We start from the raw sequence: 16326 nt of genomic DNA, 5'->3' as shown, positions 1-16326 counted from the left end.
TGGGACGCTAACCCCTGAGAGCGGCCAGTGTCTCCTTCGGATTCCATGCTTTTCCACGGCCTCTGACCAGCGGATAGCAGCCCAGACCGATGACCACGGAGATGAAATGCCCGAAATCGATGAAGGTGGGGCTGGTGAACATCGGCAGCCCGTAGACGGCGAGCACCGCCGCCGCATACGGATACCGCCAGGGCGCCGCGATCCGGTACGTGAGCACGGCCATCACCCCCGCCAGCGCGTAACTCACCCCGATGTCCAGAGTGTTCACCGACGACTCCGGAGCCACTCCCCTGCGGATCGCCTCCAGCAGTGCCCCCTCGCTGGCCAGCGTCGCCAGTACATGCGCGGCCACGCACACCACCAGCCAGCGCGCGGTGCCCAGCCAGCGCTCCGTCTGCGCGTGGAAGACGGTGAACAGGGCGGCGTAGGGGAACCAGAAACCGCCGTCGATCCACATCGCACTGGTGATCAGCACCCGCACCGGGTTGTTCGACAGCTCATGGATGTTGGTGGACCGCTGCCGGAGGAAGTCCTCCTCGAAATCCGGCGACATGTGGTGCAGGGCCACGGTGGTGAAGAACAGCACCGCGAGCCAGATGTACGTACCCGGGGCACTGCGTATGTAGCCCCTCACGTGGCGCGGGGTCCGCCCCTGCCACCCGAGTCGCCGATTCCACAGAAGCATGCGCCGGTCATCCCGCATGCGCTGGCGCACCCCCGCACGCGGGACCGCCCGCACCCTGCCGCCCGAACGGCGCGTCGAGGAACGCGCCGGCGTCGTACGCGAGGGGACCAACGACCCCGGTGACCGTGTTCTGCACTGGGACCTCCCCTACGACAACGCCCTCGCCGCCGACCGCGCGCCCAGGGGCGCCGTCGACCCCGAGCCGCTCGCGAGCGTGCCCCTGCCCGGACGCCGGGCCGTGTCCTCCTGCGCCGCGTCCTACAGAACACTCTGTGGGAGATCGAGGGCGACCGCCCGTCGGGGAAGGACGGGGAAGTCGGGGAAGGACCGGCACGTCGGGCGCGGTCTGCTGTGGGAGCCCCCTGTCGGATTCGAACCGACGACCTTCGCTTTACAAGTTCGACCGGCTGAGCGGCTTGCCTGAGTACTGAGCCATTGGCTGGGCACGGTCAGTGCTCAGGGAAACGCCCGAGGCTGCTCTGGCGCGTCGACGTTGCCGTCAAAGTCTGCCGTCACGACCTCTTCGTCCCGAAGCATTCCGGGTCGACGGGCGAGCTGCCCATCCTACGGTGCTGACCTGCGGCGGAAGTCCGTGACCGTCCGTGGACGTCCGCCGCTGTACGGCGCCGTTGTCACGCGGTTAGACACTCACGTAGCCGCTTACCTAGCGGCCGCACGCGCCTGCGCGGCGTGACGTGGTGGGCATCAGGTGTGCCAGCTGTGCTCGCAAGAAACCGCGAGCTGTCACTGGCCCCGCGTCAGACGGATGGATGCTCAGGGTGCATTTAGGTTGAAGTCCTGTGTGGTGTTGTTCTTGGCGCCGGGGCTCTTGATGTTGTTGTTGATGCTGATGTTGTTGAACATCGGGATGACGCCGCTGAGGTTGATGGGCAGGATCGACCCGCCGCCTCCCCCGTTGTTCCCGGCGTCGTAGGTGATGGTCACCACGGCCGGTCCGGTCGCGGGTGCGGAGGTACCCCCCGTCGGGACGTGGTTCGATCCGCCGCCGCCACCACCAGGCCCCTGCACACCACCGACTTGGAGGGCACTGCAGCCCCCGCCTCCGCCGCCGCCGAACCAGCCGGCTCCGCCGCCGCCGCCTGCGCCGAAGCCGCTTCCGCCGGTGCCGCCGACACCCTCTGCGCCGGAGGTGCCCGGCGTACTAGGGTTGAGGGGACATGTGGCTCCGCCGGAGCCGGCGGTTGTCTGGGTTCCGCCCCCGCCGCCCCCACCGCCGAACGTCCCGCTGCTGCTGCCGGACTGACCGGTGTTGCCGGCGTTTCCTCCGGTGGCCCCAGGGGCGGGCAAGGCGCTGTCGGCGCTTCCCCCGCCGCCTCCGCCGCCCGCTACGATCAGGCGGGGGTCGGTGGCGGCGACGCCGGTCAGGGTGCAGCCGGGGCCGGCCGAGTTGCAGGTGCGGACGTCGCTGGAACCACCGCCCGCAGTCCCCGGTCCGCCGCCCGCGCCCCCGCCCGTGGCGACGTTGACGTAGAGCGTGGTGGTGCCCGACGGCACGGTGATGGTGCCGGTGACGGTGTCGCCGTTCCCGCCCGCGCCTCCGGCAGGTCCGTTCGCGCCTGCGGCGCCGGTGGCGGTGACGGTCAGCTGGGTGACACCGGACGGGACGGTGAACGGCTGGTTGGCGCCGGCGTTGAAGGTAACGGTCACGGGCGCCGCCTCGGCGGGTGTGGCCATGGGAACCACCAGCGCCGCCGGCAGCATCCCCGTAGCGAGCAGGAGAGCAGCACGCGGGGCCGGGCGCCGTAGCCTCTCGGCTGTGGCTGTGGCTCCACGTCGTTGGGATGCCGCATGTTGCAGGCTCAGTCTCACGCTCGGGACTCCTCGAGAAAGGATGCCGAAACCAGGGCACCGCGGACAAGGGTTTGATGTTCCGGTCCCTGTGCAGGACCTCCCGACGATCAAGTCACATCCGTCCGTGCCGGTCCTCCAGACACACCGTCACAGCGCGCCGCGATCCACCTTCCAGCCCCTGCCCGTCGCCGGATTGGCAGCGCACGGTGGCGATGTGTGAACGGTGACGAGGGCGAAGAGCCGGCCGACCAGTACGTCGAACCCGAGCCGGAGTTGTGTGACTTGTGCGGGACCTCGGCCTCGGGCAGCACGGATTGCTATGCCGTTGAGGGGCGTTCGGGGCGCTGGAGGGGAAGTGACCACGCTCCACCGGCTCCGATGGTCTCTTCGTCAGCCGGACGAGCAGCAGTCGCGCGCTCTTGGAGCAGGGCACTGAACCCCCCAAGCCACAGAAGCAGGACGCTGGAGCCGCCTGCCCGAACGCCGCGCCCATAGCGGACCTCCTGGACCATGGGGTCCGCCCATGCGCATGACGACCCCAGGCGTATCACGGGGCCCCAGCGCGCATCTATCGGCAGATTTACAGCGGGCCGCTTTCATGACCTCTGACCTAGGGGTTCCCTTAGCGATCCCCCCGCCTGAGGTACGCCTGGGGATCGCTCAGGTCAGACGAACTCGTACTGAAGCTCATAGAGGTGCCCCGCCTTGGCCATCACTGTGACCTCGATCCGAGTGGTTGCCGTACTGGCTGGAGGAGTACATCAGGCCGCAGCGGAAGCGGACCACGTACGTGAAGTACGAGATGCACGTACGGCTCTACCTGGTACCGCTGTTGGGCAGTCGCCGACTGGAGTCGCTCACCACAGCGAACGTGCGGCAGATGATCTCCAAGGTCACGGAGCAGGCGTCGGCGGCAACCGCGAAGGAGGCACACCGCGTGCTGCGAACGGCCCTGACGGCTGCATGCCGTGACGAGCTGATAAGCCGCAACGTCGTGCAGTTGGTACCCGCCCCGCGAGTCGAGCCGCGCGAACTGCACCCCTGGTCGCTGGACGAGACCTTGACGTTCCTGGAAGCGGCGCGGACCGACCCGCTCTATCCGGCGTTCGTTCTGGCCGTGGCGCTCGGTTTGCGGCGTGGGGAGATCCTGGGACTCCAATGGCGGGACGTCGACCTTGACCGACGCACTCTCACGGTCCGGACCACGCTGAACCGTGGTGGCAAGGAGCTGTACCTCGACACGACCAAGAACCGGCGAGCGAGGATGATCCCCATCCCGCTGATGTGCGTGGCGCCGCTCCGGTGGCAGCGTCTACGCCAAGCCGCCCGCCGGGACGCGGTCGGCGCGAACTGGCACGACAGTGATCATGTTTTCACCACGCGCAGCGGTCGACCGATCGAGCCACGGAATCTGTACCGGTCATTCCTGCGGATCGCGTCGACCGCTGGCCTGCCACAGGTCCGCTTGCACGACACCCGCCACGGATGCGCGTCACTGCTCTTCGCTGCCGGCGTCGCGCCTCGCACCGTCATGGAGATCCTTGGGCACTCGCAGATCGCGGTGACGATGAACGTCTACACCCACGTGAGCGACGACAACCGTCGGGAGGCCATGGGCCACATGGACCGCCTGCTCAAACGGCGCCGTTAAGCGGGACTGCCGTCAAAGACTGCCGTCAACGCCCCCACGGTCCATGATCGCGGGGGCGTTGTCCCAGGTGGTTCACGGAGCCCCCTGTCGGATTCGAACCGACGACCTTCGCTTTACAAGAGCTGAGGTTTTACTCTGACCCACTCCGGGGGGCTCCGGCTGGTCTGCGTTTTGCCTGGTCGATGGGCTCCACTGCTCTAGGCCACTCCGGTAATTCTGGCCCTCTGTGGGACCCCCGCTCACGCACCGCTCACGCAATCCTGGGGTTCCGCAGGTGCCCTGAACAGGGCCTATCCATTGTCTCGCAGACCTCCGCCGCGCCGCAACGCCCGGACATGGAGCAGCCCCAGCCGGGTCGGGGGTCCCAGCTGGGGCTGCGGGGTGTGCAGGGCTGCCGCTGTGTTGCTCGCCGTCGCGACCGCCCTGCCCGGCTCACCTGACCGGAGTCAAGCGGGCCGGGGTCTCTCAGCGCCACACGGGCGTCTGGGTGGTCTGGGTGGGCACTTGCTGGCACCGGCCCGTATGCCGGTACACGACGGTGCCGCCGAGCGAGGGGGACGGGATGTCGTACTCGGTGTACTCCTCGCCGTCCCGGATCGGCTGGTCGCAGCGTCCGCAGATCTTCACGGGGTGTCTCCTGTCGGTGGGGACGTGGGGCGCTTGGGGCAGTGGGGTCCGCATTCGTAGACCTCGATGCTGAGGTCGTGGGCGCCGCTGGCTCCCGTCGCCCGGCCGGCGGACCGCGCCCCGTGCCGGAGCTGGGTGCCGCACCAGCAGCAGTTCCACCCCGAGTACTGGGCGCGGGTCAGATCGGTGGCGCGGGGCGGCTTCGGCTTCCAGGTCACCGGTCGGCGAGCGGGATCAGGCCGTGGGCGATCTGGCACGGGTGGCACGCGAACCGGTAGCCGGCGGTGCCGGGACCGGAGCCTGTCTCTTCGATGTGGATCAGGCGGAGGTCGCGCGTGATCCCGTCGTGCCAGGCGCAGCGGCCGTAGCTGCTGGGGATGGTGGGCGTGCCCTCGGTCTGCGTAGGCTCTGCCATGTCGACTCCTTGCCAGTCGTCCACGCCCCGGGGCCGTTTGCGCGGCCGCCGGGGTTTTAGTGTCCTAGGTCAGACCGTAGCGTGACCTAGGACACGACGACTAGAGGTTGAGTGTCCTTGCCCTCGACCGAATTACGCGTGTCCTAGTACATTCGGGTGTGCCCTAGGACGCACGGAGGAGAGCCGATGCCCGACACCGAACATCCCTACATGCAGGTCGCCGAACGGATCCGGCGGCGCATCCTCGACGGCGTCCTCCAAGAGGGCGAGAAGCTGCCGGCGCAGCGCGAACTCGCCAAGACAGAGGGCGTCTCCATCGCCACCCTCGGCAAGGCGCTGGACCAACTCCAGGTTGAGGGCTACATCACGACGTCCCGCAAGGGCACGTTCGTTGCCAACGCGCCTGAGGTCGCGCCGTCCAGCTACGACCGGATCACCCGCGTACTGCGGACGGGTTCCGTCCTCGCCGAGGGCGAATCGATGATCGTCACGACTGCTGAGCTGATCAAGCCGCCGCAGTACGTCGCTGAGCTCTTCGACCTCGACGAGGGGGACCAGGTCGTGCGCCGCCAGTGGCACACCGGGAAGGGCCAGCAGCGCACCGGCCTGTACGTCACTTGGTACCCGGCCCATTTCGCCGCTTCCGTCCCCGAACTGCTGTCGACGTCCCGCCAGTCCTCGCCCGGGATCTTGCTGAAGATCCAGCAGACCACCGGGCGGCGGATCACAGACGGGCGGGACGACATCCACGGCCGGGACGCGGACGCGCGCGAGGCCAACTTCCTCGGCCTGCGGATCGGCGCCCCGATCCTCGCCGGCGCCCATCGCCTGTGGGACGACCAGGGCGTCATTGAGTACGGCGAGTGGTGTCTGCCCTCCCGGCTGGCCGTTGGCTACGAGTACTCGTTCGAGGCCGCACCGGAAGCGCCCTGACCCCGGACGCACGAAAGCGGCCCCGCCCTCCCGAAGGAGAGCGGGGCCGCGTCACGTATTTCGTTACAGCTTCCGGTACCGGGCGGACATGGCGAGGACTGCGGTGCCGAGCAGGCCGCGCCGTTGGGGTGTGGGCGTGCTGTTGCCCGGGTCGGGGGCGCCGTCTTGTCGGCAGACCTTCGCGTAGGGGTCGTAGTCGGGGGTCTGCCAGCTGTAGCCGTCGGGGCAGGATTGCCCGGCCGGACCCTGCTCGCCAGTGTCGCCCTTGGGGCCCTGCTCGCCTTGGGGTCCGGGGACGGTGGAGTCGGCGCCCGGCTCGCCCTGCGGGCCCTGGGGTCCCGTGGCGCCGGACGCCCCCGATGCGCCGGGCGAGGGGGTGACCGTCGGTGCGGCCTTGCCCGGATCGCCCTTGTCGCCCTTCGGCCCCGGCGGACCGGGTATCGGGACGGGGACTTCGGCGCGGTCGGGCAAGTCCTCGACCGCCTTGGCAGGGTCGGGGGCGACGGGCGTTCCGCCCTTGGCCTCCACCTGCTGCCGCAGGGCCCGGACGTCTCCGGCGAGGGTGGATACGGCGGTGCCGCGCAGGTCCGCTTCGGTGGCGAGTTGGTCGGCGCGCGCTGCTTCGGCCTGGACGCGGACGTAGACGAGGAGCACGGCGCCGGTGAGGGCGAGGAGGAACGCGAGGAGGGCGATCGGCTTCCAGCGGTGGGCCAGCATCCGTTCGGCGCGCGTCATGGCTGCCCTCCGAGGGATTGCACCAGCAGCTTCAGACGTGCCGTTTCTGCCCGCTCGGTGGCCAGATCCAGGCGCAGTGCGGCCAGGTCGGCGCGCAGTTCCTTGCGTTCCTCTTGGAGCTGGTCCGTGAGGCTGTTGAAGCCGTTCACTGCGTTGCCCTCCCGCTGGGCTCTCCCTGCGACCTTCGAGCCGTACATGGCTGCCGCCCCGGCCACGGCGGCGCTTCCGATCACGCCGATAGCTGTGACGAGGGCGGCGTCCATGCCACCTCCAAGACGCTCGCATCGTGCAGGTCAGACGCCCTTGACCAGGGAGGCGCTGTTCTTCGTACCGAAGGCTCTGGCAGCCATCCCCTTCAGTAGGGTGCCCGCCGCGGCGATGCCGGCCGCGGCCATGGTCTGCCAGAAGCTGGCGTGGAACAGGTCGGCGGGGCCAGCCGCAATGCCGACGCCGGACGCGGCGACGACCGCCGTGGACAGGGTCCGCTCGGCGAGGTCTCTCGCGTAGGTCTTCGCCGTCTTGATGACGGTCTCGGCGTCGCCGGGCAGGGTGAACTCAGGCATGGTGTGTCCTTTCGGGAGGTCCAGAGGTTGAGGGCGTGCCGCTTGGAAGGGGTCAGACGTTGGGGACCTTGAGTAGGTCCCAGGTGGTCTTACCGGGCGGCCAATCGCCCGGGTAGCCGCACTTGCGCTGCCATGCCTCGTAGCTGGCCTTGTCGCCGGAGCCGATGACGTCCTTGTTCTTCGAGGAGTGGTAGCGCCCGCAGCCGACGGCGACAAGCCGGTCGTGCATTGCGGCGACGATCGGCGACCTCCGGCCCGTCACGAACCAGGAGGCGCTGGGGAACGGCTCGTACTTCGGCTTCGCCGGGGTCGTCTGGGTGGCCGTTCCGGCAGGCCGGGGCGCCCCCTTCTGGACCCAGGCGTACAGCGGGCCGCCGGGGCAGGCGGTCGCGTAGCCGTCCCTGTGGCCCTTGATCTCGGTCCCGGCGCCGTGCTGCCGCAGCAGCTCGATGCCGTCGCGGATCGCGCCGAGCATGGCGTCCGTCGGCTTCGTGAGGCCCTCGTCGCCGACGAGCCCGACGATGGCGTAGTGCGCCTGGTTGAGCGGCTGGTTGCCGTTGGCCCCGGTCCGCTTGCCGATGCCGCGGCCTTCGAGGAGATACCCGTGAGCGCACGCGCCGTAGTTGTAGGCGATGTCCGAGTAGCCCTCCTCGGTGTTCGCAAGGTGGGACTTGCGGATGTCCTTCCACTCGGCGATGCACTCGGCGTGATCCGTCAGCAGCTTCGTGCTGACGGCGGTGCCCTCGTAGTGGACCTTCACGCCCTTCGTGGACGTCTGGGTCGGCGCGGCCGACGCGGGCCAGCCGAGCTGTGCTCTCGTGACGAGCTTCATGGAACCCCCAATCTGGGCATGAAAAAACCCCGGCCGGCGGGCTCGGGGCGGGTGGGGAAGCGCTACAGGTCAGGAGACTTCGGGCTGCGGGTCCAGCAGGGTCGCGGTGAGGATCTCCATGTTCTGGCGGCAGATGCCGCACTGCACGTAGCAGTGGATGCCGTCGTTGGAGTAGAACTCCGGGATGGTGAAGGTCTCCCCAGAGTTGCGGCAGGCCTCGTTGTTGTCCCGGGCGGTGACGGCGTAGTAGAGGGCGGGTTGGAACGTCACGTTGCTCATATGCCGATCACCAGCCAGTTCACGGTTGTCGCGGTGGTGCTCTGCCGGTTCAGCCACACCGTCAGCCCGGTGGAGCTGACGCCGTTGGCGCTGGTGCCTGTCACGCCGTCGGGGGTGCCCGTGGATCCGGGCCGGGAGGTCACCGGGGACGTGAAGGCGGCGAACGTGCTGCCGGCGATGTCGAGGCCGCTCACCGTTGCGGAGGTCGGAGTGTTCGCGGCGGACGGGGTGATCAGGACGCTGCCGGTGGCGATGTTGCTCGCTGTCAGCACGCCGAGGACGTCGAGGTTGCACTGGGTGCCTGTCTCGCCCTGCACGTACACGTAGGGGCTGCCGCCCTCGAACGTGGACTCCAGTGTGAGCATGGCCCGGTGGGCGGAAGGGTCGACGTTGCCGGAGGTCAGGATGAGGTCGGTGTACTGGAACGCGTCGCTGTCGTAGGTGATGCCAGCCGGGACGGCGACCTGCCCGTCCTCGACGGGCCGGAACTGCAGCTGGCCCGACGACAGGTAGGCGGACATGTTGATCGGGTCCTGGAGGCCGCGCGTCCACAGCCCGCCGCCGCCGTCGCCGGCGTCCGGTCCCAGTTCTGCCAGCAGGGTCGTGCCGTCCTCGGCGTAGACGCGCAGCGTGCCGACGGTTGCGGTCCCCATGCGCCGTGCGGCCCGCAGCTCCTTCACCTCCCGTTCCAGCGCCTGGACGCGGCGCGCCAGCGAGGTGGCGTCCGGCGGGAGCTGGTCGAGTTGCCGGGGCATCAGTTCTCCTCCACGAGGATGGGCCGGACGCGGTCGGCGCCCGGGTCGAGTTCCCAGGACCAGCAGCGGGCCACCGTGTCGGCGCCCCGTGGGTGGCGGGGCGAGCGTTCGACGGCGAGGTGGACGGTGTCGCCGAGGATCCAGTCCCGTCCCAGGCGCGGGGCCCGGGAGGCGACGGCCTCGACCGTCCACACCTGGGCGCCCCGCGCCATCAGGGCCAGGGTCTTGGCGGCGTGCGCGTCGAGCTGGTCGGGATCCGTCACACCCTGCGCGGGGGTGAACCGGTATTCCCAGCGCGGCCAGCCGCTCGCGATCAGGGCGGTCGCCTCGTGCGGGCTGGACGTGAGCCGTGAGGACCCTTCGCCCTCGCCGCGGGCGGTGACGACAGTGGCGCCCTTCCCGTCCTCGTAGGACTCGGCGAGGGTGTACGAGGCGACGCAGCCCGGGAAGTCGAACACCCCCTCGGGCGTCGCCGCTTGGGTGCCGATGGCTGGGCGGACGCGCAGCGGGAACTGGAAGCCGGAGTGGCCGGCGTTCCAGACGACGTCGATGGTCCACTCCGGGCCGCCCTCCAGGCCCATGATCTCTTTCAGGCAGGACAGGATGCTCTTGTCGTCGCCGTCCTGCGTCAGATAGTCCATGATCACGCCCGTGCTCGGGGCGTCGATGACGATGGGCGGGCCGTCCGTGAGAGCGGGTGTGACGAGCGCGGTGACGACGGCGGCCTGGTCGGTGCCGGTGAGGGTCTGCGTGCCGGGGAAGCGGCTGTCGAGGTAGCGCTCAAGGGTGGCCGCGCCGAGCGACAGCGTCTGGGTACTGCCGCCGTCCCGCGTCAGCAGTGCCCCGGCCCACAGGGGGATGTCGGTGGCGGTGTCGACGGCCACGAGCAGGCTGCTGCCGGGCGTGGTCGCCTCGTCCCAGCCCGCCGGGGCGCCGGGCAGGGAGAGGCCGGCCTGCAGGGTGGTGGAGTCGCCCAACTTGCGTGACAGCGTCCCGGACGGGGAGAGGGCGGGCAGGTCCTCGATGATGCCGCCGGTCCGCAGATCGCACCCGTACCAGGCGAGCCGATAGGCGGTCTCCGTCACGAGACGGACTCGTAGACGCCGGTGATGCGGACCTGGGTGGTGTTCGCCATGGTCTCCGGCACGCCCTGGCTGTGGAAGGCCAGCCGGCAGTCGGTCTGTGAGGGCGGGAAGAACGTGTTGATGACGGTGGTGGCCGTCGAGACCACGATCTGCCCGTTCCACCGGTTCGCGCCCAGCAGCTGAGCGTTTCCGATCATGCTGGCGCCGAGGTTGGCGGAGGTGAACGGCGGCAGCGTGAAGCTGTAGCTGCCGCTGCCGTAGGTGGTCGTGCTGCCACAGACCAGGTTGATGTGGAACCGCACGTCCCGGCCGAACTTGCTGTAGCGGCCGGTCAGTGTCCCGTTGCCCAGCACGGGGTTGGTGGTCGACGCGGTCCACACCGGGGTGTACGTCGTCCAGGCACCCGGCACCTTCTGGTAGGTGTCCCAGGCGGAGCCGTTCCACCGGAGCAGGTCGGTGCCGTTGTCGTAGTACTGCCCGGTGTACGGGGAGCCCGGGGCGGTCGAGGCGGGCAGGATGCCGCCCGGAGCCACCGTGTTCGGCCGGACCGCGGTACTGACGGAGGCGGTGCCGCCGTTGGACACCGACAGTACGGAGATCGTGGCCAGCGGCATATAGATGACCGTGCCCGCCGGAGTCGGGGCGACCGGAGAGGCGGACGGAGTGCCCGCCAGGTAGACCACGTCCCCCTTGGCCAGGCCGGATGCGTCCACCGAGTTGTCCCACACCCGCAGATACACCAGGTCGACCCTGTTCAGGGTGGCGTGCGCGGCCGTGTACGTGCCCGGTGACACCGAGGACGGGAACGGCACCCGGTAGACGCCCTGGCCGCTGTAGGCGACCGTGGCCACCCCGGCCGAGCAGTTGATGGTGGTGCCCGCCAGCGTGACCGTGAGGCCCGGGTCGCCGGGCCGGACACCGGAGCGGGAGCCGAGCGCGGTCCCGTCCGTCATGACCGCCATCGCCTCGGCGTTGCGGGCCTCCAGGCCCGAGAAGGTCAGCGAGTCGATCGCCCATACGTCTACCGGCATAACTGCCTCCTCACATCCAGGCCGAGCGCCACGTGGCGGTCAGCATCGCGAGCGCGTTGTAAGTCGAACTCTGGAACTGGTAGATGACCGACGAGCCCGCCGGGACGGTGGGCCAGCCGGACGCGACGGTCATGAAACGCCGCCTGCTCACGGAGCCGTTGAGCATCACGGTGTGCGCGTCCGTGTCGATGGTCAGGACGTCACCGCTGGCCAGATCCAGCGAGTAGGCGAGCTGCTTGACCGTGCCGTCCGGATACAGGGCGGAGACGACGGGAGCGACGACGGGCCCCGTGATCGTCAGCACCGGACGGGTGTCCATGGACCCGGAGTTGACGGCATTGATCTGCCCGGACACCGTCGTCGCCGAGAACGTGATCGGGAACGTCACCGGGAACGTGAGACCGCCCGTCGTGGTCGGCAGCCCGGTAGTGCCGGACTGCAGGGTCGTGCTGTAGCGGCGCGGGTCGGCGGCCGTCACCATCACCGACCAGGTCGCGACCCGGTCGGTGACGTACTGCGCCAGCACCTTCCCCGACCGCCTCACCGTCGCCTGCCTGGGCACGCTCTCCCACACGGTCAGCGTCGTGTCCGACAGGGCCGCCGCCGCATACAGCAGCTCCAGCGCACTGTCGAGCGAGGGCCGGTCCGGTGCCTCCACTGTGCCCGTCAGCGTGACGGGCCGCGCCCCGAAGTAGACCGGGGAGAACCAGGATCCGTGATCCGACTCCCGCTCCTGCAGCTCGGCCCGCACCTCCGGGCTGTCCCAGCCCTCCAGGGACTGCAGGAACCAGGCCACCCCCGCCGCGTCGACCGCGCCGAAGCGCAGCGTGCCGAGGGTGGCCTGCCGGCCGTCGATGTCCGTGCCCGGGATGTAGGCCACCCGCGCCCCCTTTCAGCCGACGAACGAGATGACGCGGGCGATGTCGTGCGCCTGCTCGGCGGCCGTCTGCTTGGCGCCGTACAGGTTCACCTCGATGTGCTTGGTGACCTCCCGCGCCATCGCCGCCGCGGACACCGGGCCGCCCGCATACCGGCCTGCCGGGGTGAGCCGGTAGCCCATCGCGGACGCCGTCTTGGCAAGCAGCGCCCGGGACCGCGCCGAGTTGTTCCACGGGATCCACGACTCGGGCACCCCCGCCTCACCGCCGAGCACCATCGTGGGGCGGCTGAGGACTCCGCCGGCCGCCATCGGCTTGCCGCCCTGCGACACCCACTGCCGCACGAACGTCGCCTTGTTCGCCGCGGGCAGGGCGCCGATCTGCGCGGCCATCTTCGGCACCAGGGCCTTGATGGTCGCCGTGTCGAGGCCTGCCGCGATCAGGTCCGCATAGCCGCGCCCGGGACCGCCGCGCAGCGTCGACAGGAGAGTCAGGCTGTTCAGCAGGTCGTCTCCGGTCAGCGTGTTCTGAGCCGACCCCACCGCCTGGTTCGCCTTCGCCGCCTGCGTCTTGCTGCCCGCCGCCTGGTGGGCGAGGACCTGGGCGTTGGCGTCGCCCTGCGCGGCGAGCGCCTGCGCCAGGTCACCGAACCCCTGCGCGGCCAGCGTCTGGAGATCCTTGGCGAACTGCTGGTTCTCCTTCGTGGATGCCCCGAGCTGTGTGGTGAAGTCCGCGAGCGTGGCCTTGGCGAGCTCCCCGGTCTTCTGCAGCTTCGCCGCGATGGACTTGAACTGCCGGTCGCTTGCTCCGGCGAGGCTGTTGACGAGGGCGTAGCCGTCCTCGCCCATCCCCTCCAGCAGCGCCTGCAGTTCCTTGCCGCCCCGCTTGCCGATCTTGTTGAGGCTGGAGCGCCATTTGTCCGTCGCGGCCACGGACTTGTTGAGCTGCGTCTCGTATGCCTTCAGGTTGAACGCAGCCGGCGCCTTGGCGCCCTTCCTCACGCCGAGGGCCGCATCGGCGGCGTTGACGTCCCCGCGCTCCTTGCGGACCTTCGCGTCGGACGTCTTCTTGGCCGACCGTGCCTTGTCGACGCGCTCCTCGGCGGACCGTAGCTGGGCGGCGGTGTGGTGGCCCTTGCGGACCTTGGACAGGTTCTTCTCGGCGGCCGTCAGGTCGGCGGCCTTCTTCTTGGCGTCCTTCACCGCCGTGTTGAGGTCGTCCCAGGCCTTCTTGAGGTTCTCGACACCCTTGTCGTAGCGGCTCTTGGCGTCGGAGGGACCGCCAAGGACCGCCTGCCCGGCCGGGGCGTAGGTGAAGCCGGGGATGCCTCCGCCCGCGAACCACTCGACGTTGCCGCCGAGACGGCGCACCGTCTCCGCGGCGATCCGGCGGGAACGTGGCCGCTTGGAGTTGGCGAGCGGGATGTATGCCTCGTCTCCCGCCTCGTCCTCCGCCCACACCCTCCAGGAGCCCTTGGGTGCGATCTGCGCGACGTGGTTCTCCCGCATGCCGCCGTCGGCGTAGAAGGACAGGATGGAGCCGTCCGCCTGGGCGTTGGCGCCGCGTCCTCCTCCGCTGTTGACGTGGCGGTTCTCTGTGATCATCGTGATGGTCTTGCCGTGCATCGCGTCGATGCTGCGCTGAAGGGCTGCCAGTGCGGCCTTCGCGCCACCGGTCGGCACGCTGATCGAGACCTTGCCGTGGGGCAGCGTCCGGACCTTGAAGCCGACGGCCTCCAGCGCCTTGATCGCGGCGCCGCTCGGCGCCTTCACCGAGATCGACTTGCCCGCCGGGACGGACGCGAGCTTCTTCTTCAGCGACGTCAGCTCACCCGCAGCCTTGTCCGCGCCGGGCGTCGTCACCTTCGTCGACACCCCAGGCGGCAGCTTCAGGTAGGCCGCAGCCAGCTTGTTGATGGCGTCCTTGGAGAAGCCGGCGGCGCCCATCTGCTTCTTGAGCAGATCGATGTCCTTGTCGAGAACCTTCTGCCCGGCTTCCTGGCTGTTCTTCTGCTCGGAGACCGCTTTGGCGTGCTCCATGGCGGCCTTCGCCGCATCAAGGAAAGCACCCTTGACCTTGCGGCCCGCCTCCGTAGAGACGTCCAGCGAATGGCCGTTGTCCTTCACCGCGCCGTTGAGGTCGGACAGGCTCTGCCGGAAGGAGATCTCAGACTCCGCGGCGTCGATGGCCGTGCCGTTCAGGCCCTGCAGGGCCTCGGCGAGCTTCTCGGCCTCGGTCTTCTGCTTTTCCAGGTCTTCGGCGGTAATGCTCGCCTGCCTGCCCAGCTCAGCTTGGGAGCCAGTGGTCAACTTGCCCTGCGTGTCGGCCTCCACGAGGGCGTTGCTGTAGCCGTGCAGCAGAGAGCGGAACTTCTCGGTCGAGGTGCCGCCCTCCTCGGCGGCGGCGGCGTAGGCCTTGAAGTTCTCGGCGGCGATGTTCGCATTCCCCGACTGGACCAGCTCGGTCAGCGACTTGTCGATGCCGTTGATCTTGTCGCGCGAAACGTCGAGGTCGGTGTCGTTGAACGGGTCGAACGTACTGAAGAAGTCCTTGGTCCGGTTCAGCACGCTCGGGTGAGCCATGCGGGCGGCGGCCTCGCCGACACCGTCCAGATCCTTGCCGAAGTTACGGGCCAGCTCGCCGGTGACCTTGCCAGTCCTGGCGAAGTCGACCATGGCGTTCTGCATCTTGGTGATGTTCGGTGGGGCTTCCTGGAACTGGTCGACAACCTTGCTGATGCCGTAGCCGACCGCGCCGAGAGCGGCCGTCAGGATGGTGAGACGCCCCATGCTCGCCAGGGCGTAGCGGGTGCGCGCGGCGGTGACGCCGAGGGAGGCGAGCGCGGTCCTGGTGGCAGCGATCCGGGGCAGCATGAGCAGGACGCCGGAGACGACGAGCAGGGCCGCGCCGCCGACGCCGGTGAGGCCGGTGACGGTCTTCTGCAGCTCGGGCGGCAGGTCGTTGTACGCGTTCACGACCTTGGTGACCCACTGCGCCATTCCGCGCAGTGCGCCGTTGGCCGCGGAGCCGCCCTCGATCAGCGCGACCTCGATGGCGCCCCGCAGGCGCTCCAGGTCGCCGATCAGGTTGTCGGTCTGGATCGCGGCCATGCGGCCAGCGGCGCCCTGGTCGTTGACCGACTTGACGTACTTGTTGATGCCGTCTGAGCCGAGCTCGTACAGGATCGTCGCCGACCGCACAGCGTCCGCACCGAAGATCGTCGCCATCGCGCTGTTGCGGGCCTCGGGCGTCAGCTTCGAGAAGCTGGTCTTCATGCGGCCCGCGAGCTCCGACAGGCCGACAAAGTTCCCCGAAGCGTCGTAGGCCGAGAATCCGATCTTGTCCATGGCGCCCTTGGCCTCGTCCGACTGCGGGACAAGGCGCTGCAGCATGACCTTCAGCGAGGTACCGGCGTCCGAGCCGATCAGGGCATGGTCGGCGAACGCCGACAGGGTGCCCACGGTGTCTTCCAGGCTCAAACCGGTCTGGTGCGCGAGCAGGCCGCCCATGCGCAGGGACATGCCCAGGCCGTGCACATCGCTCGCGCTCTTGTTGGCGCTGGCCGACAGGACGTCAGCGATATGCGTGACGTCCTTGCCCTTCAGGCCGAAGGTGTTCATCGTCTGAGCGGCGACGACCGCCGATTCGGACAGGTCGAGCTGGCCGGACGCAGCGAGAGCCAGCGAGCCTTTGAGGGCACCGCCCGTGATGTTCGCGACGGAGACGCCGGCACGCGCGAGCTCCGCCTCGGCGTCCGCGGCCTGCGTCGCCGTGTAGCTGGTGGTCTTGCCCGCCTCCAGGGCGGCAGCCCGGAGCGTCGCCATGTCCTTGGAGGACGCCCCGGTCACCGCCCGGACGTTGCTCAGGGCCTTGTCGAACTTGGCGGCGGACGCGGCGGCCACCGCGAAGCCCGCCACCATGGCGGTACCGACGGCCGCGCCCGCGCCCGCGAGACGGGAGGTGTCGCGGGCAGCGGTACGCATGCCGCGGGTGTAGCTGCTGATGTCGGCGCGCAGCCGGACGGTGACAGAACGGGTCGCCACAG

At 69.4% G+C, this 16326-nt stretch carries 16 protein-coding genes and 1 pseudogene; 3 read left to right on the top strand and 14 right to left on the bottom strand.

The annotated features are described in order from the left end of the window. Positions 1 to 7: 7 nt before the first annotated feature. A complete protein-coding gene (locus RV986_RS28880; protein WP_475920179.1) occupies positions 8 to 685 on the bottom strand; it encodes a rhomboid-like protein in 678 nt (225 codons plus the stop codon). Here RV986_RS28880 and RV986_RS28875 point away from each other — a divergent pair. Beyond that, on the top strand, positions 684 to 1109 hold the full coding sequence (locus RV986_RS28875) for a hypothetical protein (protein WP_475920178.1): 426 nt from the start codon (positions 684 to 686) through the stop codon (positions 1107 to 1109). The genes RV986_RS28880 and RV986_RS28875 overlap by 2 nt on opposite strands. Before the next feature lie 350 nt (positions 1110 to 1459). Here the strand turns inward: RV986_RS28875 and RV986_RS28870 are convergent, their stop codons facing one another. After that, positions 1460 to 2380: a hypothetical protein gene (locus RV986_RS28870; RefSeq protein ID WP_475920177.1), complete on the bottom strand. Its 921-nt coding sequence runs from the start codon at positions 2378 to 2380 to the stop codon at positions 1460 to 1462. 844 nt (positions 2381 to 3224) lie between these two features. On the opposite strand from RV986_RS28870, the pseudogene RV986_RS28865 reads away from it, so the two are divergent. After that, positions 3225 to 4148, top strand: a pseudogene (locus RV986_RS28865) (tyrosine-type recombinase/integrase); the annotation flags it as partial. A gap of 465 nt (positions 4149 to 4613) precedes the next feature. On the opposite strand, the gene RV986_RS28860 reads toward RV986_RS28865, so the two are convergent. Together RV986_RS28860 and RV986_RS28855 are read right to left on the bottom strand one after the other, a co-directional pair. Then, positions 4614 to 4775 carry a hypothetical protein gene (locus tag RV986_RS28860; protein WP_475920176.1) on the bottom strand — a complete coding sequence of 54 codons (162 nt, stop codon included), beginning with the start codon at positions 4773 to 4775 and terminating at the stop codon, positions 4614 to 4616. A 214-nt stretch (positions 4776 to 4989) separates the two neighbouring features. After that, positions 4990 to 5190, bottom strand: coding sequence for a hypothetical protein (locus RV986_RS28855; protein ID WP_475920175.1), 201 nt, complete (start codon positions 5188 to 5190; stop codon positions 4990 to 4992). Between the two features lie 186 nt (positions 5191 to 5376). Between RV986_RS28855 and RV986_RS28850 the strand changes: the two genes are divergently transcribed. Then, on the top strand, positions 5377 to 6123 hold the full coding sequence (locus RV986_RS28850; RefSeq protein ID WP_475920174.1) for a GntR family transcriptional regulator: 747 nt from the start codon (positions 5377 to 5379) through the stop codon (positions 6121 to 6123). A gap of 63 nt (positions 6124 to 6186) precedes the next feature. On the opposite strand, the gene RV986_RS28845 is transcribed toward RV986_RS28850, so the two are convergent. From RV986_RS28845 to RV986_RS28800, 10 genes are all read right to left on the bottom strand, one after another. Further along, a complete protein-coding gene (locus RV986_RS28845) occupies positions 6187 to 6858 on the bottom strand; it encodes a collagen-like domain-containing protein (RefSeq protein ID WP_475920173.1) in 672 nt (223 codons plus the stop codon). Further along, complete coding sequence (locus RV986_RS28840; RefSeq protein ID WP_475920172.1) at positions 6855 to 7121, bottom strand: hypothetical protein; 267 nt, start codon at positions 7119 to 7121, stop codon at positions 6855 to 6857. Before RV986_RS28840 ends, RV986_RS28845 begins: the two co-directional genes overlap by 4 nt. A 30-nt stretch (positions 7122 to 7151) precedes the next feature. Beyond that, positions 7152 to 7421 carry a hypothetical protein gene (locus RV986_RS28835; RefSeq protein ID WP_475920171.1) on the bottom strand — a complete coding sequence of 90 codons (270 nt, stop codon included), beginning with the start codon at positions 7419 to 7421 and terminating at the stop codon, positions 7152 to 7154. Between the two features lie 52 nt (positions 7422 to 7473). After that, complete coding sequence (locus RV986_RS28830) at positions 7474 to 8253, bottom strand: peptidoglycan-binding protein (protein ID WP_475920170.1); 780 nt, start codon at positions 8251 to 8253, stop codon at positions 7474 to 7476. A 69-nt stretch (positions 8254 to 8322) separates the two neighbouring features. Then, the gene (locus RV986_RS28825; RefSeq protein ID WP_475920169.1) at positions 8323 to 8532 is read right to left on the bottom strand and encodes a hypothetical protein; all 210 of its coding nucleotides are present in this window, start codon (positions 8530 to 8532) and stop codon (positions 8323 to 8325) included. Beyond that, on the bottom strand, positions 8529 to 9287 hold the full coding sequence (locus RV986_RS28820; protein ID WP_475920168.1) for a hypothetical protein: 759 nt from the start codon (positions 9285 to 9287) through the stop codon (positions 8529 to 8531). The genes RV986_RS28825 and RV986_RS28820 overlap by 4 nt, the downstream gene beginning before the upstream one ends. Further along, positions 9287 to 10372: a hypothetical protein gene (locus RV986_RS28815; RefSeq protein WP_475920167.1), complete on the bottom strand. Its 1086-nt coding sequence runs from the start codon at positions 10370 to 10372 to the stop codon at positions 9287 to 9289. Before RV986_RS28815 ends, RV986_RS28820 begins: the two co-directional genes overlap by 1 nt. After that, positions 10369 to 11403: a hypothetical protein gene (locus tag RV986_RS28810; protein ID WP_475920166.1), complete on the bottom strand. Its 1035-nt coding sequence runs from the start codon at positions 11401 to 11403 to the stop codon at positions 10369 to 10371. Before RV986_RS28810 ends, RV986_RS28815 begins: the two co-directional genes overlap by 4 nt. A 10-nt stretch (positions 11404 to 11413) precedes the next feature. Next, positions 11414 to 12283, bottom strand: coding sequence for a phage distal tail protein (locus RV986_RS28805; protein WP_475920165.1), 870 nt, complete (start codon positions 12281 to 12283; stop codon positions 11414 to 11416). A 12-nt stretch (positions 12284 to 12295) separates the two neighbouring features. Continuing rightward, the gene (locus tag RV986_RS28800; RefSeq protein ID WP_475920164.1) at positions 12296 to 16324 is read right to left on the bottom strand and encodes a phage tail tape measure protein; all 4029 of its coding nucleotides are present in this window, start codon (positions 16322 to 16324) and stop codon (positions 12296 to 12298) included. Positions 16325 to 16326 lie beyond the last annotated feature (2 nt).

It is taken from the genome of Streptomyces sp. RLA012 (assembly GCF_056270325.1).
Note: the sequence above shows the minus strand (reverse complement) of the source record. Positions and strands in the feature narration are given on the sequence as shown.

Bases quoted from the DNA above. Each gene is read 5' to 3' on its own strand.
- RV986_RS28875 (WP_475920178.1), top strand. From the start codon at position 684: ATGCGCCGGTCATCCCGCATGCGCTGGCGCACCCCCGCACGCGGGACC.
- RV986_RS28880 (WP_475920179.1), bottom strand. From the start codon at position 685: ATGCTTCTGTGGAATCGGCGACTCGGGTGGCAGGGGCGGACCCCGCGC.
- RV986_RS28870 (WP_475920177.1), bottom strand. From the start codon at position 2,380: ATGGCCACACCCGCCGAGGCGGCGCCCGTGACCGTTACCTTCAACGCC.
- RV986_RS28855 (WP_475920175.1), bottom strand. From the start codon at position 5,190: ATGGCAGAGCCTACGCAGACCGAGGGCACGCCCACCATCCCCAGCAGC.
- RV986_RS28850 (WP_475920174.1), top strand. From the start codon at position 5,377: ATGCCCGACACCGAACATCCCTACATGCAGGTCGCCGAACGGATCCGG.
- RV986_RS28845 (WP_475920173.1), bottom strand. From the start codon at position 6,858: ATGACGCGCGCCGAACGGATGCTGGCCCACCGCTGGAAGCCGATCGCC.
- RV986_RS28840 (WP_475920172.1), bottom strand. From the start codon at position 7,121: ATGGACGCCGCCCTCGTCACAGCTATCGGCGTGATCGGAAGCGCCGCC.
- RV986_RS28835 (WP_475920171.1), bottom strand. From the start codon at position 7,421: ATGCCTGAGTTCACCCTGCCCGGCGACGCCGAGACCGTCATCAAGACG.
- RV986_RS28830 (WP_475920170.1), bottom strand. From the start codon at position 8,253: ATGAAGCTCGTCACGAGAGCACAGCTCGGCTGGCCCGCGTCGGCCGCG.
- RV986_RS28825 (WP_475920169.1), bottom strand. From the start codon at position 8,532: ATGAGCAACGTGACGTTCCAACCCGCCCTCTACTACGCCGTCACCGCC.
- RV986_RS28820 (WP_475920168.1), bottom strand. From the start codon at position 9,287: ATGCCCCGGCAACTCGACCAGCTCCCGCCGGACGCCACCTCGCTGGCG.
- RV986_RS28810 (WP_475920166.1), bottom strand. From the start codon at position 11,403: ATGCCGGTAGACGTATGGGCGATCGACTCGCTGACCTTCTCGGGCCTG.